23 protein-coding genes and 1 pseudogene are annotated in these 24260 nt (G+C 56.1%); 6 read left to right on the top strand and 18 right to left on the bottom strand.

Annotation, left to right across the window (positions count from 1 at the left end; all coding sequences use genetic code 11):
- Positions 1 to 111 precede the first annotated feature (111 nt).
- Together GQF00_RS03665 and GQF00_RS03670 are read right to left on the bottom strand one after the other, a co-directional pair.
- Positions 112 to 744 carry a 1-acyl-sn-glycerol-3-phosphate acyltransferase gene (locus tag GQF00_RS03665; RefSeq protein ID WP_161317777.1) on the bottom strand — a complete coding sequence of 211 codons (633 nt, stop codon included), beginning with the start codon at positions 742 to 744 and terminating at the stop codon, positions 112 to 114.
- A complete protein-coding gene (locus GQF00_RS03670; RefSeq protein ID WP_161317778.1) occupies positions 741 to 1526 on the bottom strand; it encodes a thioesterase family protein in 786 nt (261 codons plus the stop codon). The genes GQF00_RS03665 and GQF00_RS03670 overlap by 4 nt, the downstream gene beginning before the upstream one ends.
- Positions 1527 to 1713: 187 nt before the next feature.
- Between GQF00_RS03670 and GQF00_RS03675 the strand changes: the two genes are divergently transcribed.
- Positions 1714 to 3750, top strand: coding sequence for an LTA synthase family protein (locus GQF00_RS03675; protein WP_161317779.1), 2037 nt, complete (start codon positions 1714 to 1716; stop codon positions 3748 to 3750).
- 361 nt (positions 3751 to 4111) lie between these two features.
- Here the strand turns inward: GQF00_RS03675 and GQF00_RS03680 are convergent, their stop codons facing one another.
- The 4 genes from GQF00_RS03680 to GQF00_RS03695 are packed head-to-tail and all read right to left on the bottom strand — an operon-like array spanning position 4112 to position 8022.
- The gene (locus tag GQF00_RS03680) at positions 4112 to 4831 is read right to left on the bottom strand and encodes a peptidase (RefSeq protein ID WP_161317780.1); all 720 of its coding nucleotides are present in this window, start codon (positions 4829 to 4831) and stop codon (positions 4112 to 4114) included.
- 31 nt (positions 4832 to 4862) lie between these two features.
- Positions 4863 to 5657, bottom strand: a complete 795-nt coding sequence (locus GQF00_RS03685) for a transglutaminase family protein (protein WP_161317781.1) — start codon at positions 5655 to 5657, stop codon at positions 4863 to 4865.
- Entirely contained in the window at positions 5654 to 6583 is a 930-nt protein-coding gene (locus GQF00_RS03690) for an alpha-E domain-containing protein (protein ID WP_161317782.1), read from the bottom strand. Before GQF00_RS03690 ends, GQF00_RS03685 begins: the two co-directional genes overlap by 4 nt.
- Positions 6577 to 8022 carry a circularly permuted type 2 ATP-grasp protein gene (locus GQF00_RS03695; protein ID WP_161317783.1) on the bottom strand — a complete coding sequence of 482 codons (1446 nt, stop codon included), beginning with the start codon at positions 8020 to 8022 and terminating at the stop codon, positions 6577 to 6579. The genes GQF00_RS03690 and GQF00_RS03695 overlap by 7 nt, the downstream gene beginning before the upstream one ends.
- A gap of 178 nt (positions 8023 to 8200) precedes the next feature.
- Here GQF00_RS03695 and GQF00_RS16805 point away from each other — a divergent pair.
- Together GQF00_RS16805 and GQF00_RS16810 are read left to right on the top strand one after the other, a co-directional pair.
- Positions 8201 to 8695, top strand: a pseudogene (locus GQF00_RS16805) (NAD(P)/FAD-dependent oxidoreductase); the annotation flags it as partial.
- A 106-nt stretch (positions 8696 to 8801) separates the two neighbouring features.
- Positions 8802 to 9164, top strand: coding sequence for an FAD-dependent oxidoreductase (locus tag GQF00_RS16810; RefSeq protein WP_370519459.1), 363 nt, complete (start codon positions 8802 to 8804; stop codon positions 9162 to 9164).
- A 158-nt stretch (positions 9165 to 9322) separates the two neighbouring features.
- Here GQF00_RS16810 and GQF00_RS03705 read toward each other — a convergent pair whose 3' ends face one another.
- The 3 genes from GQF00_RS03705 to GQF00_RS03715 all read right to left on the bottom strand — a co-directional run bounded on the left by GQF00_RS03705 (position 9323) and on the right by GQF00_RS03715 (position 12166).
- Positions 9323 to 10099 carry an SDR family oxidoreductase gene (locus GQF00_RS03705; protein WP_161317784.1) on the bottom strand — a complete coding sequence of 259 codons (777 nt, stop codon included), beginning with the start codon at positions 10097 to 10099 and terminating at the stop codon, positions 9323 to 9325.
- 388 nt (positions 10100 to 10487) lie between these two features.
- Entirely contained in the window at positions 10488 to 11417 is a 930-nt protein-coding gene (locus GQF00_RS03710) for an electron transfer flavoprotein subunit alpha/FixB family protein (RefSeq protein WP_161317785.1), read from the bottom strand.
- Positions 11417 to 12166 (bottom strand): electron transfer flavoprotein subunit beta/FixA family protein, encoded by a 750-nt coding sequence (locus GQF00_RS03715; protein ID WP_035230762.1) that lies wholly within the window; start codon positions 12164 to 12166, stop codon positions 11417 to 11419. The genes GQF00_RS03710 and GQF00_RS03715 overlap by 1 nt, the downstream gene beginning before the upstream one ends.
- A 505-nt stretch (positions 12167 to 12671) precedes the next feature.
- Between GQF00_RS03715 and GQF00_RS03720 the strand changes: the two genes are divergently transcribed.
- On the top strand, positions 12672 to 14327 hold the full coding sequence (locus GQF00_RS03720; protein ID WP_161317786.1) for an electron transfer flavoprotein-ubiquinone oxidoreductase: 1656 nt from the start codon (positions 12672 to 12674) through the stop codon (positions 14325 to 14327).
- A 466-nt stretch (positions 14328 to 14793) separates the two neighbouring features.
- Positions 14794 to 15678 (top strand): oxygenase MpaB family protein, encoded by an 885-nt coding sequence (locus tag GQF00_RS03725; protein ID WP_161317787.1) that lies wholly within the window; start codon positions 14794 to 14796, stop codon positions 15676 to 15678.
- On the opposite strand, the gene GQF00_RS03730 is transcribed toward GQF00_RS03725, so the two are convergent.
- From GQF00_RS03730 to GQF00_RS03745, 4 genes are all read right to left on the bottom strand, one after another.
- The gene (locus GQF00_RS03730; protein WP_161317788.1) at positions 15675 to 16385 is read right to left on the bottom strand and encodes a pseudouridine synthase; all 711 of its coding nucleotides are present in this window, start codon (positions 16383 to 16385) and stop codon (positions 15675 to 15677) included. The two genes, GQF00_RS03725 and GQF00_RS03730, sit on opposite strands and share 4 nt — an antisense overlap.
- A 685-nt stretch (positions 16386 to 17070) precedes the next feature.
- Positions 17071 to 18537: a hypothetical protein gene (locus tag GQF00_RS03735; protein ID WP_161317789.1), complete on the bottom strand. Its 1467-nt coding sequence runs from the start codon at positions 18535 to 18537 to the stop codon at positions 17071 to 17073.
- A gap of 328 nt (positions 18538 to 18865) precedes the next feature.
- A complete protein-coding gene (locus GQF00_RS03740) occupies positions 18866 to 20386 on the bottom strand; it encodes an NAD(P)/FAD-dependent oxidoreductase (RefSeq protein WP_161317790.1) in 1521 nt (506 codons plus the stop codon).
- 14 nt (positions 20387 to 20400) lie between these two features.
- The gene (locus GQF00_RS03745; protein ID WP_161317791.1) at positions 20401 to 21252 is read right to left on the bottom strand and encodes a metal-dependent hydrolase; all 852 of its coding nucleotides are present in this window, start codon (positions 21250 to 21252) and stop codon (positions 20401 to 20403) included.
- 226 nt (positions 21253 to 21478) lie between these two features.
- Between GQF00_RS03745 and GQF00_RS03750 the strand changes: the two genes are divergently transcribed.
- Entirely contained in the window at positions 21479 to 21709 is a 231-nt protein-coding gene (locus GQF00_RS03750) for a hypothetical protein (protein WP_161317792.1), read from the top strand.
- A gap of 56 nt (positions 21710 to 21765) precedes the next feature.
- Here the strand turns inward: GQF00_RS03750 and GQF00_RS03755 are convergent, their stop codons facing one another.
- The 5 genes from GQF00_RS03755 to GQF00_RS03775 all read right to left on the bottom strand — a co-directional run bounded on the left by GQF00_RS03755 (position 21766) and on the right by GQF00_RS03775 (position 24236).
- The gene (locus GQF00_RS03755) at positions 21766 to 22185 is read right to left on the bottom strand and encodes a GFA family protein (RefSeq protein ID WP_161317793.1); all 420 of its coding nucleotides are present in this window, start codon (positions 22183 to 22185) and stop codon (positions 21766 to 21768) included.
- A gap of 76 nt (positions 22186 to 22261) precedes the next feature.
- Positions 22262 to 22540 carry a hypothetical protein gene (locus tag GQF00_RS03760; protein WP_161317794.1) on the bottom strand — a complete coding sequence of 93 codons (279 nt, stop codon included), beginning with the start codon at positions 22538 to 22540 and terminating at the stop codon, positions 22262 to 22264.
- Between the two features lie 4 nt (positions 22541 to 22544).
- Positions 22545 to 22955: a GFA family protein gene (locus GQF00_RS03765; RefSeq protein ID WP_161317795.1), complete on the bottom strand. Its 411-nt coding sequence runs from the start codon at positions 22953 to 22955 to the stop codon at positions 22545 to 22547.
- A 15-nt stretch (positions 22956 to 22970) separates the two neighbouring features.
- Complete coding sequence (locus tag GQF00_RS03770; protein ID WP_237440363.1) at positions 22971 to 23597, bottom strand: DUF1287 domain-containing protein; 627 nt, start codon at positions 23595 to 23597, stop codon at positions 22971 to 22973.
- Positions 23598 to 23624: 27 nt separating this feature from the next.
- The gene (locus tag GQF00_RS03775; protein ID WP_161317796.1) at positions 23625 to 24236 is read right to left on the bottom strand and encodes a hypothetical protein; all 612 of its coding nucleotides are present in this window, start codon (positions 24234 to 24236) and stop codon (positions 23625 to 23627) included.
- Between the last annotated feature and the right edge of the window lie 24 nt (positions 24237 to 24260).

Here is a 24260-nt window from a genome sequence, read left to right on the forward strand (position 1 = left end):
GGGATCATCGGCATTCACGATGGTCGTGCCTGCCTTTTGCAGAAATAGTGCGCGGTGTCTTGCCTATAATCAACTTGCAGAAAAAAACACCACACATCCTTAACGCTTCCGCTACGGATGGTGCATGGTCTTGAACGGCGCAGACAGCAATTCGGGGTGGCGCGGAACAATATCCCCTAGCATTTCCACCATCTTTGCAAGATCGGCGTCCATGTCACCACTGGGCGTGACGCTGCCCATCACCCGAACCTGACGCCGCCGGTAACAGAAGCCCAGCACCACAATGGGAATACTCTGCGCCTCGGCAATTCTGTAGAACCCCGTTTTCCAACGATCAGCTCCCTTCCGGGTTCCTTCCGGCGCAATTCCGAGCCAGCAGGGCGCCTGCTGCATGGCATGGGCGGTCTGCTCCACAAGATCATGGGCGTTATCACGGTTCACGGGAATGCCACCCAGCCAGAACATGAACCGGCCGAGGCGTCCTTCAAAAAGGGTGTGTTTGGCCATGAAACGCACATGAACCCTTAGCGCCTGAATAGCACTAAGGCCGATGACACCATCAATGTTGGACGTATGGGGGGCCACCGCAAGCACCGCTCGATCCACATTGGGCAAGGTGCCGACGATGCGCCAGCCCATCATTTTCAGGATCAAACGCCCTAGCCCTGCCAGAAACCAGTGGCCTCGGCGGGGCACTGCGGGCCCCGGCGTTGCAGGTGTAATTGCCGGCAATTCCCGTTTCATGCAAATACCGTAAAGGTCTGGCGGCTCAGAGCCACTGCCTTTCCCTCCGCATCCCAGATTGTCGCCTGACTCTGGCCATAGCCATCGCTGCACTGATCCGTATGAACCTGATAACGCCACAGGGTATCGGCAGGACGGCTGGCAGGGTCATTCAGCAGCTCCATGGTCCAGGTCAGCGAGCTGGCCGGGGCCGGCGTCTTGAGCATGGATAGCACCGAAGGTGGCCAGGTATCCACCAGCGCGATCAAGGCGGCCGTGCTCATGGTTGAAGGAGGCTCCCGGAAGCCCATGTAACCGGTAAAGTTGGCATCATCACTGCCACAGTAAGGAGGCTTGCCCTCGGCATAGCGCAAATCAAAGAACTCAAGAAAATCCGGGGTGACACCCTTGATAGTAGGTAGCACCAGACTGTCTTGCGGTGCCTTCATGCCTGGCATGTTCGGCGCAGGTACTGTTACCGACGATTCCCTGGCGGCCCCCATGCTCGCCAGCATGGCAGCCACCACCTGCCCCTCCTGACGCGCCGTCACCATGGCCTGCATGACCGATTTGCCTTCCCGAAAGACCTCACTGGTCAGAGATACGGGCCCCGGCACCGCCGGAGCCACAAAAGACAGCGAGAAACTGCGCAACACCCGACCTGGCGCCACACTCTTTTGAAGATGATCAAAAAGCACCGCGCCCACCAGACCACCAAACAGGGCACGGCCCTGCCCCCAACCCTCGGGCAGCAGACCATTTCCCTTGCCATCTACGGTGGATAGTATTTCATCAAATGTCATCGCTCGATCCAACTGCTTGATTGTGCAAGATTAATAGCATTACGAAGGGCAACGATAAAGGCGTAATCGGGACAAACCCGAGGCAATCTGCGACGTATTGCCTGCCACCGTGATTTTGCCATGCGCAGCGTCCCGCTAAACGGTAGCATAGGCGCCAATTTTACTGATTCGCCAGCTGGAGACAAAAATGACCTGGTTGAAATCCCGCCGCTTGCAGTACCTGTTGGCCATCACCGCCTTGTTTTTCGGGCTGATGGTTATACTGCGCGCGACCTTTTACTTTGGCTTTTCTGAAGTTCCCTCCTCGCCTGAAGTGGATCAGGAAGCCGTAAACGCGGCCCTTGGAGTAGGCCTTCGCTTCGACCTTCGCCTCGCCTTGCTGATGATGCTGCCGTTGGCTGCACTGGCTTATCTGCCTCGCATAAACCTGCTGACCAGCGGCTTCATGCGCTTCCTGGCACACAGCTATCTGATCATTGCGCTGGTGCTGCTGGGACTCAGCTATATTTTCGATTTTGGCCACTACGCCTACCTGGGTGAACGCCTGAATGTCACGGCGTTGCGCTTCCTGCAGGACACCCGCGATTCCACCCTGATGGTATGGGAAAGTTATCCTGTCATCTGGATCACTCTGGGGCTGATACTGACGGTTGCGCTGAGTGTCTGGCTTGCCCGGGTGATCGAGCGAAAGACGCTGCTACGCGCCCCCGCTGGCATTTCCCTGCTTCAGACCACCATCGGTTTTGTGGTTTGCTTTGCCCTGTTTTTCTTTGCCATTCTGGGCCGGGTCACCAACATCAACATCCTGAACCCAATCCCCCTGCGCTGGAGCGAAGCCTTCGTTTCCGGCGACCGGGCCATCGGTGCACTGGGCCTGAACCCGGTACTTTATTTCCGCGACACCCTCCTGATTCCGGTCTCACCCTTTGACAAGCAACAGGTCGCCAACTATTACCCGCTCATGGCCGAGCACCTGGGCATTCCCGACGATCAACAACGGGATCTTAACTTTGTCCGCACGGTGGATGAGCAGGGCCACAAACTGGACTACGATCGCGCACCCAATGTGGTAGTGGTCATGCTGGAGTCCCTCGGCGCCAGCCGGGTCAGCAGCTACGGACTCCCCATCGAAAGCACCCCCAATCTGGATCGTCTCGGTCGTGAAGGCTGGTTCTTCAGGAATTTCTATGTACCAGTCACCGGCACCGCCAAAACCATCTGGGCAACCTTTACCGGTATCCCCGATGTTGCACCCACGGAAAGCGCAAGCCGCAACCCGTTGACCAGCCATCAGCGCATGGTCCTCAACGAATTTGAAGGCTACCGCAAGTTCTACTTCATTGGTGGTAACGCCGGCTGGGCCAACCTGGATGGTCTGGTGCAACAGAGCATCGATGGCCTTGATCTACGCCAGGAAGGCGACTGGCAGTCTCCGGATGTGGATGTCTGGGGCATCTCCGATCTAAACCTTTTCCGCGAGAGCAATCAGATCCTTAATGATCTGGACAATGACAAACCCTTTTTTGCCTTTATCCAGACTGCCGGCAACCACCGGCCGTTCACGATTCCGGACAACAACGGCGATTTCACGCCGCGTAACGACCTTTCAGAGGAAGAGCTGGCAAAACACGGCTTCCGGAGTAACGCCCAGTACAACGCGGTGCGTCTGCTGGACTACAACGTGGGCGAATACATGAAATGGGCCAGGGAAAGCGATTACTTCGACAACACGATTTTCGTGTTCTTTGGCGATCACAACAATCGCATCACCTCACTGCCCCATATGCCGGCCATGGACGCCCTTGGCCTGGAAAGCAACCATGTGCCACATATCATCTATAGTCCCCACTACCTCAAGCCACGGGTGATTGATGACGCGGTTGGCCTGGTAGATGTGATGCCCACCGTAGCTGGCCTGCTGGGCCTCAACTACCGCAACACGACCCTGGGCCGGGATATACAGATGTCTGCACCGGAAGGTGAGCGCGCCAACTTTGTGGTGTTACTGGAAGGCCCTCACCCGGTCTATGGCATGGTCACCAAGGATTACTTTGTCCGCATGAACGACGACGGCAGCAATGCTACCCTGCATGACCTGCATAGCAAGACGCCCAAACAGGACGTGTCAGAGCAGCACCCTGACGTCTTTAAGCAGTTGTTCGATCTGGCGCGCGCCCAATACGAAACAGCTCGTTACATGATGTACGACAACGTGGATGATTGATTCATCGCACCTGCCAGTTCACTTGATGCAACAACGCAGATAACGTTCTCCTTCGAGACAGCCCATAAGGCCGCACCCAGACTTTGGATGCGGCCTTTTCATTGAGCCTTGACGGACTAGCAGTAAAGCCATATCGCTTTCGGAGCACAGAGGAGACACTAATCCCGCCAAGGAGACGAGACATGTTGAAACGCTTTCTCGCCTCTTCCATTTTCCTTCAAGGCACTGTTTCAGGGGAGTAGATTTGGGAACGCGATTCCGGCGTGATCTGACGGTGCGTGTAGAGACTCAATCTCCGTCGAAAGAATAGGTTCCCGTTCAACGGAGGTATGACGTTACGGGTAATGCCCACAGTGTTTTTTTACCATTCAACATCGGGTAACTGTGCGAATGCATCACGCAACCCCTTGGACCAGGCGTCTCCCAAAGCACGGAAATTTGTGTCTTCATTGGTCACATCATGGTGGTTGGACAGATCAAAACTATTACTGCGGTAGATCAATACATCCAGCGGCAGGCCAACCGAAAGATTGGAACGGATCGTGGAGTCCAGACTGATCAAGGCACATTTCGCTGCATCCTTGAGAGGCAACTGGTAATCCACTACCCGGTCCAGAATGGGCTTGCCGTATTTGATTTCACCAATCTGGAAGTACGGTGTGTCCGGGGTGCTCTCGATGAAATTACCTTCCGGATAAATTTGGAAAAGACGGTGGCTCTCACCATGAAGTTGTCCGCCAACAATAAAGCTGCTGCCAAAGTCCACATTACCCTGGCTCTGACCCGCATCGCGGCGAATGACTTCGCGGCAGGTACTGCCCACGATCGTGGCAACCTCATACATGGAACGAGCCCCGAACAAATTGGGCTGGTCACTATTGAGACGCATGTTAAGCAGACTGATCACACTCTGGGTAGTCGCCAGATTCCCTGCACTGAGAATGACGATCGCTCGCTCGCCGTCAATCATGAACTTGTGCAATTTCCGGAAGGTAGCAATCTGGTCTACTCCGGCATTGGTGCGCGAGTCCGCCGCAAATACCACCCCTTTTTCCAGGGACATGGCGACGCAATAGGTCATTCCTGGCTACTCCTGTGATTATCCATGCCGATCACTGCATGCGTTCGGACACAGTACGGTTGACCTGTGCCACTGCCTCCAGCGACTCGACGCCACCGCCGAAGCGTACACCACGGACCGGACAGGCATCCATATAATCCATCCCCACCGCCAGCTTCAAATGGTGCCGAGGGCGACAGGTCTGATTGGTGATATCGAAGGTCTTCCAGCTGTCATCCTGCCAGACTTCCGCCCAGGCATGACTGGCCACATGTTCGGAGTCCTTGCTGTACAGATAACCACTCACATAGCGGGCTGGCATGCCCAGCGCCCGGCAGCAAGCCAGGAACACATGGGTATGGTCCTGACATACCCCCTTACCCAGTTTCCAGGCTTCCCGAGCGTTACTGGCTACACTGGTGATTCCTGGCGTATAGGGCATTCCCTGCAGGATAGACTCACTCAGGCGTTCCAGTTGCATCCCGCCGGCCCCATCATGTCGATGGGCCAGCTCATCCAGGGATTCATTGGACTCGGTGAGAACGGTCGGCCGCGTGAACACCAGCGGCGACAAACGATGATCGCTGTCCTCACCGTCTTCATCGGTGATTTCCACAACTCCCCTCACTGTAAGAGCAATCTGCTGATGAGGCTTGTCCAGCGTCAGAACGTGAAGGATGTTGTTGTAGCCATCCGATCCCTCATCTGCTTGTTCCGGCAAATCCAGTTCCCAGCTTAGTACCCGTTGCCGAGCAGAAGGTCGTGGCGTAAGTCGCAGATACTGGGTGCTATGTTTTACCCGCTCTGAATAGCGGTATTCCGTGCTGTGTTCGATGGACAGTTTCATACCAGCTCCAGATATTCGCTTTGAATGGTGTCCGCCAGCTCATTGATGCGGCGGAGGAAGTCCGTCAGATAATCGTGCAGACCAATATCGAGAATATGCTCCATGTCGCCGTACTGGAGTCGGGCCAGCTGTACGGCAGCCAGCCGCTTCGACTGCAACCCCGCATCGCCCTCAATGGCCGGTAACAACTCACACAGCATTTGCAGACAGGACAACAGCGAGCGCGGTACTTCTGGACGCAGGATCAGCATTTCTGCCACGCGCTCGCCATTGATGGTTTCACTGAACATTTCCCGGAATGCTTCATAGGCCCCCACCGAACGCAACAGCGCATGCCAGCGGTAATAGTCCAGCGTGGTATTGGATTCGAGCTGGCCCTCGCTGTGCTTCACATCCAGAATCCGCGCAGTGTTGTCGGCCCTTTCAATAAAAGTTCCCAGACGCAGAAAACGGAAGGTATCGCTTCGCATCAGCGTACCGTAGGTGGCCCCCCGGAAAAGATGCGAGCGATTCTTTACCCACTCGAAGAACGCGGTTTCCCCGTAGGCCTGAAGCCCGGTCTGGCTAATTTCCTTTAGTTCCAGCCAGGTGCTATTGATGCTTTCCCACATCTCGCCGGTGATCTTGCCACGCACCGCATGGGCGCTGGCGCGGGCCTGACGCAGGCAGGAATAGATGCTTGCAGGACTGTCCGGGTCCAGCGTAAAGAAGAAAAGTACATTCTGAACGGTGACCTTTCCGTAGCGAGAACCGTAGTGATCGCCGGTACCGGTAATGGCCAGCGGTGCCGCAATTTCCGCCTGAATATCCACTGCAAAGCGGATCAGCGACAGGTTCCATACCACGTCCAGCATTCGCGCTGTGTTTTCCGCGCGTTCGAAATTACGGGATAGCCAGTAAAGGTCAGAAGCGGTACGACTCAGCATGGACAGTCCTCCCCGCTTTCCAGCACCCAGGTATCCTTGGTGCCACCACCCTGGGAAGAGTTCACCACCAGGGACCCGGATTTCATGGCCACCCGCGTCAGTCCGCCGGGCACCACTCTGGTATCGTTGCCGCTCAACACAAAGGGCCGCAGATCAATGTGACGGGGCGCAATGCCCTCTTCTACAAAGATCGGGCAGGAGGACAGGGAAAGCGTGGGTTGGGCGATATAATTACCCGGATTCGCCAGCAGGCGAGCCCGGAACATGTCGATCTCCGCCTGACTGGCCGCAGGTCCCACCAGCATGCCGTAACCTCCAGCACCGTGAACCTCCTTGACCACCAGCTTCGGCAATTGATTCAGCACCTCTTTCAGGTCATCAGGCTTTCGGCATTGCCAGGTGGGCACGTTATGCAGAATGGGCTCTTCATCGAGATAGAAACGGATCATGTCCGGCACATAGGGATAGATGGACTTGTCATCGCCCACCCCGGTGCCCACCGCGTTGGCCAGCACAACATTACCCTGCCGATACACTGACAAGAGCCCTGGCACGCCGAGCATGGAATCGGAACGGAACGCCAGCGGATCGAGAAAATCATCATCAATACGCCGATAGATCACATCCACACGCTGCGGCCCGGCCGTGGTTCGCATATAAACGAAGCCGTCTTTCACAAACAGGTCTGCCCCTTCCACCAGTTCAATACCCATCTGCTGGGCCAGGAAGGCATGCTCGAAGTAGGCACTGTTGAACTGTCCCGGCGTCAGCAACACTACCGTGGGGTTGGCGTAACTGGCGCTCTGCTGCAAGGTTTCCAGCAGCAGGCTGGGATAATGCTCCACCGGCGCCACGGTCTGTTCCGCAAATAGCTCCGGGAAAAGCCGCATCATCATTCGCCGATTTTCGATCATGTAACTCACCCCGGAGGGGGTGCGAAGATTATCTTCCAGTACATACCAGTCGCCCTCTCCGTCACGGATCAGATCCACGCCACTGATATGGGAATACACCTGATTGTGCAGATCCACATCCTGCATACAGGGCTGATACTGGCTGTTGCCGAAGATCTGTTCGGCGGGGATGCGACCATCACGGATGATATTCTGGTCGTGGTAGATATCGTGGAGAAAAAGATTGAGCGCGTTGACGCGCTGGATTGTGCCACGTTCCAGCAAGTCCCATTCGCTGGCAGGGATCACCCGAGGCAGGGTATCAAACGGAATCAGCCGCTCGGTGCCGCTGTCTTCACCGTAAACATTAAAGGTGATTCCTACCCGATGAAACTGTAGTTCTGCTTCCTTTCGCTTGCGTTGTAACAGGCTTCGGTCCTGTCGCAGCAACCAGTCATGATAACTCCTGTAGTGAGGCCGCACCCCACCGCCGGGCGCTATCATTTCGTCGAAACCGGACACCGCCGGCAACTTTAATGACCGCATGGCGTATTCCTTGGTCCTGAAGCACACTACAGGCATGCCCCTGTAAGCACTTCAGCAAGTCCTGTGCCAGAATGAGCATAGCGACAATGCCATTTGAGCCGTGGCACGAACCGCAAAGTTCCAAAACAGGGCATAACCAGATACATGGGGCTGAATACGCCCAAATCCGGGCAGAGAAATGGAATCCGTCGAGACTGTAATCATTGGCGCCGGTGTGGTCGGCCTGGCACTGGCCAGGGCACTCTCCCCCACCCGTTCGGTGGTGGTGCTGGAACAGGAGGCCCACACCGGCACACACCTCTCTTCACGAAACAGCGAAGTCATTCATGCCGGCCTGTATTACCCGCCAGGCTCGCTCAAGGCCCGCCTGTGCCTGCAAGGCAGTCAAATACTGTATCGCTACTGTGAAAAGACAGGAGTCCCATTTCGACGCTGCGGCAAACTGCTGGTCGCCCAGGCAGGACAGGAAGCACAACTTGAGGCGCTGCATCTCAACGCAAATGCGAACGGTGTGGAAGGTCTTGCCTGGTTGCCCCGCACACAATGGCAGCAGGATGAGCCGTGGCTGAATGCCAGCCAAGTGCTGCACAGCCCCCATACCGGTATCATCGACAGCCATGGTCTGATGGTGCAACTGCAACGGGACGCGGAACAGAACGGCGCAGTGATCAGCCTGCGGCATCGCGTTAGCACCATTCACTGCGAACCCCGCCGCTTTACCCTCACTGTAATAGACAGTGAGGGCCAATCCTTTCCGCTGCGTAGTCAACAGCTGATCCTTGCCGGAGATCCACGGCCTCGGCATCCATCTCACCGTGGATCTTGCAGGTCAGGCCCGCTTCGGCCCGGATGTGGAATGGATCAGCCACACTCTCCCTCCGGACTATCAGAGCAACAGAGATCGCAAGGCCGACTTCCTGGACGCTATCCGCCAGTACTGGCCCGATGTGGACGCCACACGCTTACACCCCAGCTACGCAGGCATAAGGCCCAAGCTTTATTACAATGGCAACCCGTTATCGGATTTCCTGATCCAGGGAGAAGACCATCATGGCCTCAAGGGGATGATCAATCTACTCGGCATAGAGTCGCCGGGACTCACCGCAGCACTTGCCATTGCAGAAGACCTGCGGGCGCAATGAGGTTAAAGAAATGTCTGTTGCGGTAGATGCTCATGCTTGCATGGACGATTAACGGCTTGAGCAAAAAATTGAAAGCGCAAACGCCCAGAGTTCGGGGCAAAATACTTGCAGGCTGCGCCAACCTTTCGTCGAGTTAAACGTTGAGCTTTCCCATTTTCCTATCTGTGGCGCCCCATCACCGCACCCGCCAGGCGAACCACCCAGGTGTCAGGAAGACAGCGCGTCAGCCCTGTCATGAAGCGGTATAGCATTCCAGGAACAACCACAGACTGTCCTCTGGCCAGCCCCAGCAAACCGGCCCGCGCCACCGGCTCCACCGGCATCATGGCCTTCTCCAGCGAGGGGTCCATCTTTCCGCGGGCCTTGCAGGAGAACTCGGTACGGGTGCCTCCCGGACTCAGCGTGGTCACCGTGATGCCGGCGGGCTTGAGTTCTTCGTGCAAGGCCCGACTGAGGGTCTGCACAAAGGCCTTGCTAGCCGCATAGGTGGCCATGCCGGGAATGGGAAACCACGCCGACACGGAACTGACATTGAGAATCCAGCCCTCCCCACGCTCCACCATGGGCTGCGCAAACAGTCGAGTCAGAGCCAACAAGGCGCGATCATTCACATCCACCATACCCAGCTGCTCTTCCAGACTCATTGCCAGCAAGGGTTTCTGGAAGCCGAAGCCGGCGTTATTGATCAGTACATCCACCTTCAGGCCACGGCGGGCCACCTCATCAAACAGCCTTTGCGGCGCAAGGGGATCTGATAGATCCAAGGTGATCACCTGCACAGACACCTTTGATAGTTCTTCTGCCAACGCATCCAACCGTTCGGTCCGTCGTGCCACCAAAATCAGCTGGCAGCCCAGCGCAGCCAGCTGGCGCGCCATTTCTGCGCCAATGCCACTGGAGGCCCCGGTAATCAGTGCCGTTTTTCCTGAAAACATGTTTTCTCCGTTTCAACAACGCCGCAGCAGGAACGTAGCGTAGCGCAGTAACGCCCAAAGTGCGGCCCTGAAAGGGTGAGCGAAGCGAATAACGTGCCTGCACGGGATCCGAGCCTTGGCGAGGAGAAGAAGTTTCGAGTTGCGAGAGCCCAAACCTCGCGGCCTCCCCTCGTTTTTGATCTTCGAAGCTCGCTTCTGGAACCCTTACCTCGCTTAGGCTCGGATCGCTTGCAGGCAAGCTCCTACAGCGGCTTCGTAGAAATCACGTGACACGCGGAGCTTTTCGGCCCCTGCCATTCCAATCAAGCTTGCAGCTTGTAGCTCGTAGCTCAAAAACAAAAAAACCCGGCACAAGGCCGGGTTTTTTATGGTGCGGAAAGCAGGCTTTTTACAGCTTGCCGTCCAGCTCCGGTACTGCTTCAAACAGGTCAGCAACCAGACCGTAATCCGCCACCTGGAAGATCGGGGCTTCTTCGTCCTTGTTGATTGCAACGATGACCTTGGAGTCTTTCATACCGGCCAGATGCTGGATGGCACCGGAGATGCCCACAGCAACGTACAGGTTCGGGGCAACGATCTTGCCAGTCTGACCCACCTGCATGTCGTTCGGTACGAAGCCTGCATCAACGGCAGCACGGGATGCACCCACGCCAGCGCCCAGCTTGTCAGCCAGTTTGTACAGGATTTCGAAGTTCTCGCCGTTACCCATGCCACGACCACCGGAGATCACGATCTCGGCAGACGTCAGCTCAGGACGGTCGGACTTGGCCAGCTCTTCGCCCACGAAGGAGGAAGTGCCAGCGTCCTTGGCCACGTCGATGTTCTCAACGGCAGCAGAACCACCTTCAGCGGCAACGCCGTCGAAGGAAGTACCACGCACGGTGATCACTTTCTTGGCATCGGAGCTCTTCACGGTAGCGATGGCGTTACCGGCGTAGATCGGACGCTTGAATGTATCTGCGTCGATCACTTCAGAAATCTCGGAAACCTGGGCTACGTCCAGCAGCGCAGCAGCGCGCGGAGCGAAGTTCTTGCCAGTAGTCGTGGCGGCAGCCAGAACGTGGGTGTAATCGGCAGCCACTTCGGCAACCAGATCACCAACGTTTTCAGCCAGCTGATGCTCGTAGGCATCGTTGTCAGCGCACAGTACCTTGGAAACGCCATCGATCTTGGCAGCTTCTTCAGCAACGGCGCCACAGCCCTTACCAGCAACCAGGACGGTGATATCACCACCGATAGCCTTGGCAGCAGCAACTACGCTCAGGGTGACCTTGTTGAGCGCGGCGTTATCGTGTTCGGCGTAAACTAATACACTCATCAGATCACCTTCGCTTCGTTCTTCAGTTTCTCGACCAGCTCGTCAACGGAGCCAACGATGATGCCAGCCTGACGCTCGGCCGGTGCTTCAACACTTACAGTGGTCACACGCGGAGTCAGGTCAACGCCCAGATCAGCTGCGGTCTTGGTGTCCAGCGGCTTCTTCTTGGCTTTCATGATGTTCGGCAGAGACGCGTACCGCGGCTCGTTCAGACGCAGGTCAGTGGTCACCACCGCCGGCAGGGTCAGCTCTACAGTCTGCAGACCGCCGTCGATTTCACGGGTCACTTTCACTTTGCCATCGGCAACATTCACTTCAGAAGCGAAGGTACCCTGCGGCATACCGGTCAGAGCAGCCAGCATCTGGCCAGTCTGGTTGTTGTCACCGTCGATGGCCTGCTTACCCAGAATAACCAGCTCAGGCTTCTCTTCATCAACGATGGCCTTCAGCGCCTTGGCAATGCCCAGCGGCTGAACGTCTTCGTCGGTTTCTACCAGGATGGAGCGATCAGCGCCCAGTGCCATGGCAGTACGCAGCTGTTCCTGAGCGGTCTTGGGACCGATGGAAACGGCAACGATTTCGGTAACCACACCCTTTTCTTTCAGACGCACCGCTTCTTCTACAGCGATTTCACAAAAGGGATTCATGGCCATTTTAACATTGGCGAGATCAACACCAGTGTTGTCAGCCTTCACGCGAACCTTGACGTTGTAATCAACGACCCGCTTGATGGGTACAAGAACCTTCATAGGATCCTCGGAATGTTCCATTGGGTGACTTGTAGAAGGAGGCGACATGACGCCGTTGCCGGGTCCACCCCCGCGAAAGAGCCGCTATCTTGAACGCTCGGCCACAGCAGGTCAATAGGCCGAAAATCTGTAAGCAGATGATTTTGCTGCAAATAGGTCACTACCGGCGTGACTTCCCGGTCGGCCATTTTCTTGAAAATCAAGCATCTAGCAAGAGATAATCCAAACGGTTGTTTGAAAACGTCTCTGATCACGACGCTGTGACACCGGCTTCTGCTATATAGAAGCTACCCATCCTGACAGAATCAGCGGTCAGCAGGGTCAATCAGAGAAACCCTGACAGTGGTGCGGATACTTCTATCTCTATATACTCCGCGCCACCCCAAGTCTGGCCACGGTCGGCTGCTGAGAAAGATTTTCTGCCAGCAAAGAGGTTTCTCCTCTCCAGAACGTCTTTCTCAGTGGCTTCCGGGCCGAAACGCAATCCGATAGCGAGGAGAAGGCTGTGGAACGCGAATCTATGGAAGTCGACGTAGTCATCGTCGGCGCCGGTCCTTCCGGTCTGGCAACTGCTTGCCGTCTGGGCCAGATCGCCCAGGAAACCGGTCAGGAAATCAGTGTTGTTGTTGTAGAGAAAGGCTCTGAAGTTGGCGCCCATATTCTCTCTGGTGCGGTCCTCGAGCCGCGCGCCCTGAACGAACTGTTCCCCAACTGGGAAGAGATGGGCGCCCCGGTGAACACCAAGGTAACCGGTGACGAGATCTTCTACCTGACAGGCCCGGAAAAAGCACAGAAAGTGCCCAACCTGTTCGTTCCCAAGACCATGCACAACGAAGGGAACTACATTATTTCCCTGGGTAACCTGTGCCGCTGGCTGGGCGAACAGGCTGAAGGTCTTGGCATCGAGATCTTCCCCGGCTTCGCTGCCAACGAGATCCTCTACAACGAAGACGGTTCCGTTAAGGGTATCGCTACCGGTGATTTCGGTATCGGCCACGATGGCGAGAAGAAAGATAGCTACATGCCGGGCATGGAGCTTCACGCCAAGTACACCATCTTCTCTGAAGGCTGCCGTGGTCAGCTCGGTAAAGAGCTGATGGAAAAGTACAGCCTGCGTGACGGCACCGATCCGCAGCATTACGGTATCGGCATCAAGGAACTGTGGGACATCGATCCGGCCAAGCACCAGGAAGGTCTGGTGGTACACACCGCTGGCTGGCCGCTGAGCGAGTCCGGCTCCCCGGGTGGTGCTTTCCTGTACCACATCGAGAACAACCAGGTTGCCCTGGGTCTGATCACCGATCTGGCCTACTCCAACCCGCACGTGTCTCCCTTTGACGAGATGCAGCGCTGGAAAACCAACCCGGAAATCAAGAAGCATCTGGAAGGCGGCAAGCGCGTTTCCTACGGCGCCCGTGCCATCGCCAAGGGCGGCCTGCAGTCCCTGCCGAAGATGACCTTCCCGGGTGGTCTGCTGGTAGGCTGTAACGCCGGCACCCTGAACTTCGCCAAGATCAAGGGCACACACACCGCCATGAAGTCCGGCATGATCGCCGCCGAGATTCTGGCTGAAGCCCTGAAAGGCGGCCGCGGCAGCGATGAGCTGACCGAGTACAAGGAAGCCTTCGACAAGAGCTGGGTTTACGAAGAGCTGCACGCGCAGCGTAACTTTGGTCCTGCCCAGCACAAGTTCGGCAACTTCATCGGCTCTGCCTTTGCCTTCGTGGACATCAACCTGTTCAACGGCAAGCTGCCGATCACCATGCACGACACCACCCCGGACCATGACACCCTGAAGCCGGCGGACCAGTGCAAGAAGATCGACTACCCGAAGCCGGACGGCAAGATCACCTTCGCCAAGCTGGACAGCGTATTCCTGTCCAACACCAACCACGAAGAAGATCAGCCCTGTCACCTGACGCTGAAGGACCCGAGCGTACCGCTGCAGGTGAACCTGCCCAAGTGGGACGAGCCGGCCCAGCGTTACTGCCCGGCAGGCGTGTACGAAGTGGTCGAGGACGAGAACACTGGCGACAAGCGTTTCCAGATCAACGCCCAGAACTGCGTACACTGCAAGACCTGTGACATCAAGGACCCAACCCAGAACATCAACTGGGTGGCGCCGGAAGGTACTGGTGGCCCGAATTACCCGAACATGTAATTCGAACCAACCTTCGTGTCACTGAAAAGGCGTCCTCCGGGACGCCTTTTTTATGATTGATGATTTAGCGGGATACAGACTGCTCCGAGATCTGACGTCACCCGCAGGAATATTGTCGCAGGAGAGTGCCTGCACGCGAAAAACGCCCCATTTCAATACTGACCTCTTAAACCTTTTTGCCAGAGCCCCGCGAATCCAGGCCACACGTCAAAGCCGCTTCCCTCCCTGCCCTTACACTCCACGCTAAACCCGACTGACGAACAAGTTGCTGATACCAGCCCCATGCAATCAGCAAAATTCATGCACAATCGAACCAAATAGGCACACTTTCCTGTTCTTTCACTGATTTTTTGTCATGGGAAACAAATGATTTAATTTGTCTCATTGTGTAATGGCGCCTTGCTGGATAGCATAAATGAAACGAGCGTATGACCGGCAGTTTGCCGGCCTTCGAGGAAGACCAATAATGACTGCACAAGCCACTGCTTTCGATAACAAAACCCGGCTTGAGCATCAGTGGCCAACACCGCTGACTGCCAAAGAGCTGGACAAGAAATTCCCGGGCATCATGGATCTCACTGTGATCCTGTCGGCTGGTGCCAATATCATCATGCAGCTCGCCCTGCCCCAGGTTGGGTATGGTGTTGCGGAGAGCCGCGTGAAAAGTGGCTCCATCATGCATCACCCGCTCAAGCGCACCCGTACCACCTTCACCTATCTGGCGGTTGCCATGATGGGCACCAGCGATGAAAAGCTGGCCTATCGCCGTGCGGTAAACGGCGCACATAAACATGTGCATTCCACCTCGGAATCTCCGGTGCAATACAATGCCTTCAATCCGGAGCTGCAACTGTGGGTCGCCGCTTGCCTGTATTGGGGGTTTGTGGATACCTACGAAAAAGTACATCGGCCTCTGAGCCGCGCCGAACAGGAAGAGCTATATCAACTGTCGCATCCGCTGGGCACCACGCTGCAAGTGCGTCAGGACATGTGGCCAAAAGACCTTGAAGCCTTTGAGGAATACTGGGAAAACGGCTTGAAGCAGCTGCATATTGACGACCGTATCCGTGAGTTTCTGATGGTCATTGCGGACCTGAAGTTTCTCAGCCCAATTACCCGGAAACTGATGGGCAATTTTAACCGGCTGATGACTGCCGGCTTCCTCCCCCCGGAGGTCCGCGAACAGATGCAGCTGGAATGGGATGACGACAAGCAGCGCAAGTTCGACCGTAACCTGCGTTTCTTTGGCAAAAGCATGAAGTTTCTACCCCGTCCCATTCGACAGGCGGCCTATATCCTGCCATTGCGCGACTTCCGTCGTCGCCTTGCCAAGGGCAAACCCCTGATCTAATCGGCGATGGTTTTCACCTCATGTTCCGTCAGCGCCCGGCATTCGCCGGGCGCGAGCGTTTCATCCAGCCTTACATTCCCCACCGCCAGCCGGTGCAAGGTTTTTACCTTGTTTCCCCGATGCGCGAACATGCGCCGAACCTGGTGGTAACGCCCCTCCTGCAGCCACACATCCGCCTGGTTCGAGCCGCGAATCACCAGCCGGGCTGGCCGCGTCACCAGGCCCTCGAATTCAAATCGCATACCTGCCGCGAAGGCCGCCACATCGCGCTGATCCAGAGCCTCTTCCAGCGTCACCCGGTAATGCTTCCAGACTCCGGTTTCCGGCTGACTGAGACGTCGTGACCAGGCACCGTCGTTGGTCAAAATCACCAGGCCAGTGCTGTTGAAATCCAGCCTGCCCGCCAGATGCAGTTCGTCATTAAGCTCCGGCGGCACCAGATCCAGCACCGTGGTGTGCCTGTCGTCGCGGGTGGCACTGACCACCCCGGGCGGCTTGTTCAACATCAGATAACGGGGCTCCCGGTCCTGAAGAAGCCGCTCCCCCAGCTCGATACGGTCAAACGGTCCCACACGGCGCTGACGATCCATCACCACCTCACCATTCACGCGCACGTTCCCCGCTGCCAGCAAAGGACGCAATGACTGGCGGCTTTGTTGCAGGGCGGCACTGAGAAAACGATCGAGTCGGCCATAGCGGGATGTCATGGGCTCATCATACCTGAGAGCAACTCATCAATAATGCCTATGAAACAGTCGTCATTGCCTATTACAAATATTATCGATACTGCCTTTCATTACGAATCGTATATTTATAATCATCTTCCCTGTTTCCTTGAGAGCCCCTCATGATGTCCCAGCTGCCTTTCCGTCTTGCCGCCCTCACCTTCCCTTCGCCTGCCTCTCGGCCTCGGTGACCCCGGCCGAATCACCCGGCACTGTTAACGAGCTGGAAACCATTACCGTTCAAAACAGCGCGGATGCCTCCAAAGAAGGCCTTAGGGAAGCTTAATCGGGGGTCAGGTCGCAGAAGGTGGCTCCCTGGGCATTCTCGGCAAACAGGATGTCATGAGTACCCCCTACAACACCCCACAACAGGAGGAGCATTATGGGCCGCATTTTCGCCCCGCCCCTGCTTATTGGCCTTACCAGCACTGCGGGGCTGCTGGGCGATGGTATCTACGACGGTCTATCGTGGCTAGGCTTGGGCATCCTGTGGCCGCCGTGATTTACGCCTGCGCCAAACGACACTGAACGGCGCTCAATACGTTTGATTACGAAACCCCGGCTCACCCGAAGACTGATGGTTAACCCACGCCCCTTGAGGGTGGGCCACATTAAATGGCACCAGCAGAACACGTCCCGCCAACCGGATACCACAAAACCCCACCCATCAGGTAAGCGTCACATCGAAGGTGACAAAGTCTCTTTTCGGCAGGTTGGCATCATCCCGATCACGCACCCGCCAGGCATCGACCTTGAGGTTAACATCGCCCTGGCCATTGCGCTGGAACGCTGCTGTCATGAAATGCTCAGTGGTGCGGTCCCTGGGATACGCCGACAGCAGCCAACCCTTGCGGATACTCACCGCCGCGGATTCAGAGCATTTCACTTCAGAGGGTGTCCAGCCGGGAATGGGGATGGATGAATGCGGGAATGGTCCGGGCTCCAACTCCGCCGTTGAGGTGGCCACCCCGTCCAGGTAGGTCAGGTTAGACAGTGGTGAAGCAATTACCTCTACCAGCTTGCCACCCTTTGGGCCGAGCATGGTGGTGGCGATCCTGCCAAAATGCACATCGCCGCTCATTACCACGATGTCATGGCCGGTGCTGCCCAGTGCCTCGAGCAGGCGTTTGTACTGACCCCGGTAACTCAGCAGATTTCGCTCCAGTGGATTGGGAGCCACGATCAGGGGCTGTGGAATTACTAACACACCCGGACCATTTAACCCCCGCGCCCAATCCGTCAGTTTCTTGAAATCAGCATCAGGGAGAAAGCGCTCATCGTCCCGATAGGAACGAAGATCCGCCATACAGAATGACAGCTCATCAATACTGAAGGTCTCAACCCGTGGGCTTTGCTGAATACGGCGAACACCATCTTCGGACGCCTTGGTCCAGGTTTCACGGACATCATCGATTTTCAAGGCAAGCAAGGTGGGAATAAGGGAATCGTAGAAGGGGTAATCGTTCCAGTACTCATGATCATCCGGCAACATCCAGGTGGCACCACGGCTGAGGACACTGCCCAGCAACTGCCAATGCTGGGCATAATCATCGGCCACCCGCTCACGAATTTCGCTGCGCACAAAAGACAGGGAGTCAAAACCAATATCCAGATACACCTGGTCCCCAGTCAGGAAAGTCACATGGGGCCGGGCGTATTCAGGTCCTCGCTCATACAGTGCACGGTAAGAACCCGCCGCCTGCCCACCGTCACGGTGCGCATAAAAACAGCTGCCGAGCGCCACAGTGAAGGGGCGCTCTCCCGCCACGGGCAAGCTGGCAGGCAACGTATCAAATTGCCCATGCCGAAGCACCTGCCACTCCTCAATATCACGGTAGATAGAATCCGTTCGGCGGATAAATTCCACTTCGTAGTGAGTACCTGGCTCAAGATCCTCGAACTCAATGGTGGTGTAAAAGCGCTGATAGACGTACCGGAAGGGACGCTGCCAATCCTTGCTGCCGATATCCTTGCGGATACGTGTACCGTCTGGATGAATCAGCTCGACACAAGCCTGCTCCGGTTTCCTCAACGTATGGAACAGTGTCCCGACCCACACCTTTGCCGTGGTTTGTGAAACCCGCAGCACCGCTAAGGACCACATCCCCTTACTGGTATTCAAACTCAGTGTCATTCCCCACCTCTTCCCTGAAACGAACTTCATTTTTTATGTTTTATCAGGGAACAAGATTGCCCTGATCCCCAACAAGCTACAAGCAACCTGCTTGCAGGTTTAAAGGATATGGATATCACCCTCCAATCAGGCAACCACAAGGCATGCGTTTTGCCAATTTTCTACTACTCCCGCAGGAGCATGCCTGCAGGCGATCCGAGCCTAGACGGGACCAAAAGAAGCGAGCTTCGAAAGGCCAGGCTCTTACGACGAAGGGTGTTGGCCGCAGAACGACATAAAAAGGGGCCGAAGCCCCTTGATAAGTACCACTGTATTTTCTCAACAACACTCAGGCAGAAACCGCTTCTTTTTCTGTTTCCTCCACATGCACAAATTCATAATCGGTACTGCGCACCTGCCGTGTCTTCAGCCAGTAGCGCCAGGTGGAGCCAGGCCACAGGGCAAAGTTCTTGCCATCTTCCTGCTGGTACCAGCTGGTGCACCCTGACGTCCAGGTGGTGCCCTGAAGCCGACGTTGCACATCATCATTAAACGCCTGCTGGGCGGCCGGTTTCACATCCAGATAGTCTGCCCCTTCCGCTTTCAACAGATTCAGGCACTGCATGATGTAGTTCACCTGACACTCGATCATGAACACGATGGAGTTGTGACCCAACCCGGTGTTTGGGCCCACCAGCATGTACAGGTTCGGATAACCACTCACTGTCATACCATAGTAGGCCTCGGAAGAATCCGCCCAGTCCTTGTGCAGATCGCGTCCCGGCAACCCGGTCATCGGGAAATCTTTCATGTAGATACGCGGATCGACCACAAAGCCGGTGCCAAGAATGATGCAGTCTGCCTCATGCTCGACGCCGTCGTCCGTCACCACACTATTGGCTTTCACTTCCCGGATACCCGCGGTGACCAGTTCCACGTTGTCACGATTGAACATGGGGTACCACTTGTTGGAAATCAGCACGCGCTTGCAGCCAAAGGCATAGTCCGGCGTCAGTTTTTTGACCAGCGCCTTGTCTTTTACCTGAAAGCGGATGAACTGCTTGCAAAGAGTGCCCAGCAGCCTGGCAGCCCGAGTGCTGGACGCCGGAGCCACACGGGATTCGTTGGTCCAGTACAATCGTGCGCGGTGGAGTTTTCGCAGCGCCGGGAATCGCTTGAACAAGCGCTGCTGTACTGCCGGGTAGCCCCGCTCATCACGGGGAATCACCCAGGCCGCCGAGCGCTGGAAGACCGACAGTTTTTTCACCTTGGGCGCAATCTCGGGACAATACTGAATGGCACTCCCGCCCGTCCCGATGGAGACCACCTTCTTGCCCACCAGATCATAGCCATGATCCCACTCCGCAGAATGCATCACCTTGCCCTTGAACTGGCTCAACCCTTTGATGTTCGGCTTGTTGGGCACATGCAAAGGGCCGGATGCCAGCACAAAATGTCGGCACTCGATGGTGGAGCCTGCAGCCGTTCGCACCGTCCATTTGCCGTTGGTGTGGTCGAAGTGGGCTTCATTCACTTCTTCCTGAAAGCGAATAAAACGGCGCAGGTCATACTTCTCTACGGTATCGAGAATGTAGTTCTCGATTTCATCCCGCGGCGCGTATCGCTTGCTCCAGTCCGCCTTCCCGGAAAATGAGAACGAATAGAGATGGGACTGCACATCACAGGCGGCACCGGGGTAACCGTTGAAATACCAGGCACCACCGACTTCGCTGGCCTTTTCCAGAATCACGAAGTCTTCATTACCCGCTTCCAGTAACTTGATGGCCATACACAGGCCACCAAAACCCGCGCCCACAATAGCCACTTCCTTCTTCAGCGTTTTGGTCGCAATTTTCACTTTGCTATTCATGTCTCGCTCCCTGCTCAGGCGACCTTGGCCTGATTCACGTCAAAATTGGCCACTTCATCCATCAGCGCATCGGCCTGGGCAAGAAAGTGACGGTTATCGTGCATCCAGGGGTGAAAACCTGGACGGAAGAAATCCAGCCAGTCAGGCACAGCCCGGCGCAGCACGCCAGGGCGGCCAAATGTCAGATTCAGAACCTTGCCCCAGCCTTTCAGATTCAGCAGGCCACCACCCTTGATCACCATGGCGGTGTAGAACGGCACATACAGACTCCAGAACAACACATTGGCGATGATAAAAGCTGCCACACGCAAGCCGTAGGCCTGAACGCCCTTGCCCATGACCTGCTCATAGGCATCGAAACAGACCGCCTTGTGTTCAGTTTCCTCAATGGCATGCCAACGCCAGACGGCGGAGAAATGTGGCTCGACCTCCTCCAGCAGTGAATCGTTGCGAAGCAATACGTCACCCAGCACCGCGGTGAGATGCTCTAGGGCCACGGTGGCGGCCAGCTGGAATGAGCGAGGGGTCTTCTTGACCAGCTCCAGCAGCTTCACCACCAGGGAATCCATTGCCTCAACGGGCATCCCCGCTGCCACTAGCGCCTCGTTGTATTCCTCGTGCTCACGGGTATGGAAACCTTCCTGACCAATGAACGCGGAGATCTGTTCCTTGAGCTCGTCTCCCACAATCTCCTTGCGGTAATTGCGTACGCTTTGGATGAAAAAACGCTCACCGGCCGGGAAGAAAATCGACAGCGTGTTAAAGAATTGAGTGACATGCAGCCCTGCTGGATTCCAGCTGATGGCTTTGTCTTTGGGTAGGCCGAACTTGAGGTTTCGGCGGATGGGATCAACCTGAATTGTCATTATCATGCCCCTTCGCAAAATCGGAATAACCCGATCCTAGAGCGGCATTAGTGACACCATCAATGGTTACATTGCGCAATGTAATCGTTTCTTGATTCAGATCAATCAGGCACAACCCGCAGGCTCTAATACTCCGACAAACCGACCGCTAAACGCTTTGTCATTGACCGGATAACGGCAGCCTGACATCGTCAGGGCACGTCTCAATGCAGAGGGAAACAACAAGATGCGTTTGATTGGGTTACTGATCGCCTTGCTGGCCGTAGGCTGGCTGGTGATGACACAACTGCAAAGCACGCCCCCAGCGGCAGTGACCACCGTTGATCAAAATGGCGATACCAGCACTATACGCGCCCCACAGAATGCAGAGCAGTTGAAAACGTTCGAGGCACAGGTGAACAGCTTGGCAGAGCAGCAAAATAGCAAAAGCCAGGAAGCGCTTGAACAGATCCAGTGAAAGTGGCCGCTCGACGCTTGCGCACCGTTAACGGGCTGCCAGACGAGACAGCCGCCCTACTCTGCCCCGAATTGGGCGAAAAGTTCTTCACCAGTGAGGTTACGGGTCTTCTCGGCGAACGAGTAATAGCCAGGCTTGCTGTCGATAAAGACCTGCTCGGCGAGCTGCCAATGGCTATCCCCATCCAGCACGCCCACCGGCACCGCATAGAGCCCGCCCTCTTTCAGGCGGTAAAACAGGTGAGTACCACACTGCTTGCAAAAGCCCCGTTCAGCCCAATCCGATGAGGCGTAAATCCCCACGCTGTCATCGCCGCTAACCTCCACATTCTCACAGTCCACCACTAATAGAGGGCCGCCACCCCACCTACGACACATATCACAGTGGCATGCGCCAAGATGTTGGCTTTTCGGTGTGGCGGTCAGGCAAACCTTGCCGCAAAGGCAGTGGCCGTTCACAGGGGAAAGTTCACTCATGATCATGCTCCATCCATGGCAAAAATGATGCGAAGAATTACCTGGCTTGCCCCCACCTGTTAGCGAAAAAGGCCATTCAGGCGAACAGCGCCGCTAGCAAGATAAATACTGCTGCGCCAATCAAACCCACTATCTGAAGGATAGCAGCCATCATCGCTGCCGGGCGAGTCCAGCCTTGACGATCCAGCAATAACAATAAAACCCCGATACCAAGACTCAAACCACCCAGCATCGAGCTGTCGTCACCCCGTTCGCCTCCCACATTGCTGGCAAACAGAATCACAGCGCCCATGAACAGATCCAGCACTGCAATAACGGTGACACCCCAGCGCTCGATCATACCGACAAAATTCATCTACTCAGGGTTGCGTGTCGAACGTTTGCACCCCGTCAGGGATGGGGAACCAGGCCTGCTTCTCACTCACCCACACATGCGCCTGTGGCTGGATGATACTGGTGTCTGAAAGGTTTGCGGGTTTAAGCTTGATCTTGTCCGGTTCGTCAGGGTTAAAGTGATAGATACGATTGCCGCAACCGGGACAGAACTTGGCACCATTCATGTTGCCGCTCTCCGCCGTGCGCCGCCATTCCTTCATTTCTCCCTGAAATTCAATATCCTCGGTACGGACTACGGCGGTCAGGCTGAAAGCACTGGTGGACAGTTTTTGGCATTCCTTGCAGTGACAGGCCACTACCATCAAGGGCTCAGCCAGCAAACGGTACCGCACCCCACCGCACTGGCAGGCTCCGTCAATGGGATAGGTTGCCATGCTGAATCTCCTCAATTATTCCATCGTGCTCGCTGTGTCATCTTGCGGCGCATAGCGGTAGTGCCCGGTGATCGGGTAATCGAACAACATGTCTTCGTGCCGAGGGCCGGCGCCGATGTTATGCACAATGCCCGGATGGCCCGTGTCGGTAAAGATCGTGTCCGTGACGATACCAATATGCGGCAGATTGTCGGGCAGCATCCAGGTCACCATATCGCCAGGCCGATAGTCTTCCGGATCATCAGTAATGGGCAGCGACACTCCGTGACGAGTGAAGAAGGTCTGCAGGTTGGGCACCCGACGATGGTCGATATTACGGTCGGTGCGGGTCAGTCCCCAGATGCGGCGGGAAGGATAAGCATCAAAGTGGGCGGCCATGTCTTCGTGGACCTTCACTTGCAGGTCGATATCCAAAGCCCGGTAAGAACGAATCACCACATCAGTACAGACGCCAATGTTCGCAGGTACATCACCGTTCGGATACGCCAGGCGGTAATAGGCTCCGTTGTAAGTCACATTATGCTGAGTACGCTCCATGGCCGCAGCCACCAGCTTGCTATTGAAGCCCTCGGCCCAGCTGCCTTGGCAGGCCAGCAGCAAGACGATCATGCCAACACACAGCCGGCCCCATTCCTTGATCATGCCCCCCTCTCTCCCATGTTGGTTGCGTTATGCAGTGAGCGATTCCCGATAGCGTTCCAGAATGCGAGCCTTGTGTTGCGCATCCGTGGCATCCGCTTCCAGCAGCGGCACCATCCACTGGCAGCCAGCCAACACACAGTGTCGCCGCCAGCCGCTGAAGCTGTCCAGATTCTCCACCGCCAATGCCACGGAACCGCCCCGCTCTGCAAACCCGCCACCAATACTCTCTCCCAGTACTACCCAAGCTCCATCACAAAACGGCTTTATCCCCACAGAATAGACGTGGTGACGGCTATCCTGATCGGTGGGCGCCTGGTTAGTCATGGCCACGGTCAGCAGCCCCTGGGACAGCTCTTCCGCACTGACACAAGCCGACCACTCCAGCAGAGCCGGAATATCCAGCGACGCTTCCTGCGCCCAGACATTCTGGCCATCCCACATCAGAGTCTTGTCGACGGGCTGCCACTGCAAACCGGACGGCATCACATCGCAGGCACGGAGTTTGGTGGGAAAAGCCAGAAACCACAGCGGTGTCTCTGCTACACGGGTACCAGGAAACTGACGCAGGCTGCCATCATCGAATTCGATAATCAGTTTGAACTGTTCCAGCGGCACCACCCGCTTGATGCTCAGCCCCATACTTCTCTCCTTCTCCTTTCCACC

Source organism: Alcanivorax sp. DP30 (assembly GCF_009882945.1).
In the GTDB taxonomy this organism is placed as follows: Bacteria; Pseudomonadota; Gammaproteobacteria; order Pseudomonadales; family Alcanivoracaceae; genus Alcanivorax.

Coding starts and splice junctions, on each gene's coding strand:
- GQF00_RS03665 (WP_161317777.1), bottom strand. CDS start 744: ATGAAACGGGAATTGCCGGCAATTACACCTGCAACGCCGGGGCCCGCA.
- GQF00_RS03670 (WP_161317778.1), bottom strand. CDS start 1,526: ATGACATTTGATGAAATACTATCCACCGTAGATGGCAAGGGAAATGGT.
- GQF00_RS03675 (WP_161317779.1), top strand. CDS start 1,714: ATGACCTGGTTGAAATCCCGCCGCTTGCAGTACCTGTTGGCCATCACC.
- GQF00_RS03680 (WP_161317780.1), bottom strand. CDS start 4,831: ATGACCTATTGCGTCGCCATGTCCCTGGAAAAAGGGGTGGTATTTGCG.
- GQF00_RS03685 (WP_161317781.1), bottom strand. CDS start 5,657: ATGAAACTGTCCATCGAACACAGCACGGAATACCGCTATTCAGAGCGG.
- GQF00_RS03690 (WP_161317782.1), bottom strand. CDS start 6,583: ATGCTGAGTCGTACCGCTTCTGACCTTTACTGGCTATCCCGTAATTTC.
- GQF00_RS03695 (WP_161317783.1), bottom strand. CDS start 8,022: ATGCGGTCATTAAAGTTGCCGGCGGTGTCCGGTTTCGACGAAATGATA.
- GQF00_RS03705 (WP_161317784.1), bottom strand. CDS start 10,099: ATGTTTTCAGGAAAAACGGCACTGATTACCGGGGCCTCCAGTGGCATT.
- GQF00_RS03710 (WP_161317785.1), bottom strand. CDS start 11,417: ATGAGTGTATTAGTTTACGCCGAACACGATAACGCCGCGCTCAACAAG.
- GQF00_RS03715 (WP_035230762.1), bottom strand. CDS start 12,166: ATGAAGGTTCTTGTACCCATCAAGCGGGTCGTTGATTACAACGTCAAG.
- GQF00_RS03725 (WP_161317787.1), top strand. CDS start 14,794: ATGACTGCACAAGCCACTGCTTTCGATAACAAAACCCGGCTTGAGCAT.
- GQF00_RS03730 (WP_161317788.1), bottom strand. CDS start 16,385: ATGACATCCCGCTATGGCCGACTCGATCGTTTTCTCAGTGCCGCCCTG.
- GQF00_RS03735 (WP_161317789.1), bottom strand. CDS start 18,537: ATGACACTGAGTTTGAATACCAGTAAGGGGATGTGGTCCTTAGCGGTG.
- GQF00_RS03740 (WP_161317790.1), bottom strand. CDS start 20,386: ATGAATAGCAAAGTGAAAATTGCGACCAAAACGCTGAAGAAGGAAGTG.
- GQF00_RS03745 (WP_161317791.1), bottom strand. CDS start 21,252: ATGACAATTCAGGTTGATCCCATCCGCCGAAACCTCAAGTTCGGCCTA.
- GQF00_RS03750 (WP_161317792.1), top strand. CDS start 21,479: ATGCGTTTGATTGGGTTACTGATCGCCTTGCTGGCCGTAGGCTGGCTG.
- GQF00_RS03755 (WP_161317793.1), bottom strand. CDS start 22,185: ATGAGTGAACTTTCCCCTGTGAACGGCCACTGCCTTTGCGGCAAGGTT.
- GQF00_RS03760 (WP_161317794.1), bottom strand. CDS start 22,540: ATGAATTTTGTCGGTATGATCGAGCGCTGGGGTGTCACCGTTATTGCA.
- GQF00_RS03765 (WP_161317795.1), bottom strand. CDS start 22,955: ATGGCAACCTATCCCATTGACGGAGCCTGCCAGTGCGGTGGGGTGCGG.
- GQF00_RS03770 (WP_237440363.1), bottom strand. CDS start 23,597: ATGATCAAGGAATGGGGCCGGCTGTGTGTTGGCATGATCGTCTTGCTG.
- GQF00_RS03775 (WP_161317796.1), bottom strand. CDS start 24,236: ATGGGGCTGAGCATCAAGCGGGTGGTGCCGCTGGAACAGTTCAAACTG.